At 75.0% G+C, this 2,658-nt stretch carries 3 protein-coding genes; 2 read left to right on the forward strand and 1 reads right to left on the reverse strand.

What is annotated here, in order from left to right:
- Positions 1–19 precede the first annotated feature (19 nt).
- Positions 20–370 (forward strand): substrate-binding domain-containing protein, encoded by a 351-nt coding sequence (locus tag ACIQOV_RS36410; RefSeq protein ID WP_401055090.1) that lies wholly within the window; start codon positions 20–22, stop codon positions 368–370.
- Here the strand turns inward: ACIQOV_RS36410 and ACIQOV_RS36415 are convergent.
- Positions 367–1,194 carry a DeoR/GlpR family DNA-binding transcription regulator gene (locus tag ACIQOV_RS36415; RefSeq protein ID WP_401055087.1) on the reverse strand — a complete coding sequence of 276 codons (828 nt, stop codon included), beginning with the start codon at positions 1,192–1,194 and terminating at the stop codon, positions 367–369. The two genes, ACIQOV_RS36410 and ACIQOV_RS36415, sit on opposite strands and share 4 nt — an antisense overlap.
- 114 nt (positions 1,195–1,308) lie before the next feature.
- Here ACIQOV_RS36415 and galT point away from each other — a divergent pair, with 114 nt between their 5' ends.
- Positions 1,309–2,442, forward strand: coding sequence for a galactose-1-phosphate uridylyltransferase (gene galT / locus ACIQOV_RS36420; protein WP_401055089.1), 1,134 nt, complete (start codon positions 1,309–1,311; stop codon positions 2,440–2,442).
- Positions 2,443–2,658 lie beyond the last annotated feature (216 nt).

Consider the following 2,658-nt stretch of genomic DNA (forward strand, 5'->3'; position numbering starts at 1 on the left):
GTCCAGCAGGACGACCGCGCTGAGCACCAGACAGGCGACGGCGCACGCCCAGAGCGCGCCGGACAGGCCGAGCGCCACGGCGGCGGGGCGGTTCCACGACACGCCGCTCTGCCGGCACCTCCATCCCGGGTTGACCTCGGTCCGGCTGCCGCTGCGGGCGATCGCCACGGCGCTGGTCGGCCGGCTGCTGGACCAGGTGCGCGGGCGGGCGGCGCCGGGCGAGGGGCTGGAGCTGCCCACCGAGCTGGTGGTGCGGGGGAGTTCGGGCCGCTCCGGCGGGGCGGAGCGATCCGGCTGGTCGGGCTGGTTCGGCGAGCCAGGGCGGTCGGGGCGGTCGGGTGAGCCGGGCCGGTCGGGCCGGCCGGGCTAGCAGGGCCGGTTCGTGCGGTCCGCCGTCGCCGCCACGATCAGCTCGCCGACCATGCCCGCGGCGGCCGCCCGCTGCTCGGCGGGCAGGGCGTCGTCGGTGACCAGGACGTCCAGCTGGTCCAGGTCGGCGAAGGTGGCCAGGCCGACCGCGTTCCACTTGGTGTGGTCCGCGACCACGACCACCCGGCGGGCCGACCGGAGGAAGGCGCGGTTGGTCTCCGCCTCGGCGAGGTTCGGGGTGGTCAGCCCGGCCTCGGGGGAGAGCCCGTGGCAGCCCAGGATCAGCAGGTTGACGTGCAGGGAGCGGATCGCCCGGTCGGCCACCGGTCCGACCAGCGCGTCCGAGGGGGTCCGCACGCCGCCGGTGCGGATCACCGTGGCGGTGGCTGGCGTGCCGTCCTCGGCGGGCTGTTCCAGCAGCTCGGCGATCCGCAGCGAGTTGGTCACCACGGTCAGGCCCTCGACCGCGCGCAGGTGCCGGGCGACCGCGAAGGTGGTCGTCCCGCCGGCCAGCGCGACCGCCGAACCCGGTGGGACGAGCGCGGCGGCGGCCCGGGCGATCGCCTCCTTGGCGGGCAGCTCCCAGTGCGCCTTGGTCTCGAACCCGGGCTCGCCGGTGGCCGGCGCGTCGACCCGGACGGCGCCGCCGTGCACTTTGTGGACCAGGCCCCGGCGCGCCAGCGCGTCCAGGTCGCGCCGGACCGTCATGTCGGAGACCCCGAGGTCGCGGACCAGCTCGGTGACCCGGACCCCGCCGCGCTCGCGGATCTGCTCCAGGATCAGCACGCGGCGCTGTCCGGCGAGCGGTTGGGCGCTGTCAGCCATCGGGAGGCCTCCTTCGAGCACTTCGGTCGCGTGCCCATGGTGGATAATGTTTGAGATTGTAGCTTTCTGTTGATTTACCCATGTCCAATGGCTTCACTCGGAGGAAGAAGGGCCATGCCCGGTACGTCCCTGACCCAGCCCACCGTCAGGACAGTGACCACCCTCGCGGACGGTCGGCAGCTGATCTACTACGACGGCGGCACCGCCGCCCCCCGGACCGCGGTGGACGAACGGCCGCTCGACCCGCAGGCCCCCGGTTCCGAGGTCCGACTGGACCCGGCCACCGGCGACTGGGTCACCATCGCGGCCCACCGCCAGGCGCGCACCTACCGGCCGCCGGCCGAGGAGTGCCCGCTCTGCCCGTCCCGGGACGGGCGGCTCAGCGAGATCCCGGCCGAGGACTACCAGGTGGCCGTCTTCGAGAACCGCTTCCCCTCGCTCGCTCCGGACTCCGCCGCCCACGTCACCGCCCGCGAGGACGACCCCCTGCGCACCCTCCGGCCGGGCACCGGCCGCTGCGAGGTGGTCTGCTTCGCCCCCGACCACGACGCCTCCTTCGCCGACCTGGACGAGGCCAGGGCCCGCCTGGTGCTGGACGCCTGGACCGACCGCACGGCCGACCTGTCGGCCCGGCCCGAGGTCCGGCAGGTGTACTGCTTCGAGAACCGCGGCGAGGAGATCGGCGTCACCCTGGCCCACCCGCACGGGCAGATCTACGCCTTCCCCTTCGTCCCCTCCCGCACCGCCCGGATGATCGGCCGCGCCGAGGCGTACCGGGCGAGCACCGGCCGCAACCTCTTCGAGGACCTCGTCGCCGCCGAACGGACCGCCCCCGAGCGGCTGGTGCTCCGGGGCGAGCACTGGACGGCCTTCGTGCCCTTCGCCGCCCGCTGGCCGTACGAGGTCCACCTCTACCCCAACCGCCGGGTGCGCGACCTCACCGCGCTGAACGAGGCCGAGCGCGCCGAGTTCCCCGGCCTCTACCTCGACCTGCTGCGCCGCTTCGACCGGCTGTTCCCCGCTCCCGCCGGCGCCGCGCCGAACCGGACCCCGTACATCTCCGCCTGGCACCAGGCGCCGAAGGACGGCGGCGACGAACTCGCCCTGCACCTGGAGCTGTTCACCGTCCGGCGCGCTCCCGGCAAGCTCAAGTACCTGGCCGGCGTGGAATCCGGACTCGACGCCTTCGTCACCGACGTGAGTCCGGAGGCCGCCGCCGAGCGGCTGCGCGAGGCCGCGGCCGACTGACCCGGCCCACAGGAGGACCCCGGCACGGCCGTCGATCGAGCCGTGCCGGGGTCGGGATCGGAATCGGGGCGAGGACGCGCTGCCCGCGGCTCGGGCCAACCGGCGATCTCGTCGTCCGTGCGGGCCCCGACCTCCTCCCGGGCGCCGTCCGCGTTCGTGCGTGCGGTCCGGTCGGACGGGAACGCCGGGCTCCCGGTGCCAGCGCCGGATACGGCC

This window comes from Kitasatospora sp. NPDC091257, from assembly GCF_044757675.1.
In the GTDB taxonomy this organism is placed as follows: Bacteria; Actinomycetota; Actinomycetes; order Streptomycetales; family Streptomycetaceae; genus Kitasatospora; species Kitasatospora lactacystinica.

Coding starts and splice junctions, on each gene's coding strand:
- ACIQOV_RS36415 (WP_401055087.1), bottom strand. CDS start 1,194: ATGGCTGACAGCGCCCAACCGCTCGCCGGACAGCGCCGCGTGCTGATC.
- galT (WP_401055089.1), top strand. CDS start 1,309: ATGCCCGGTACGTCCCTGACCCAGCCCACCGTCAGGACAGTGACCACC.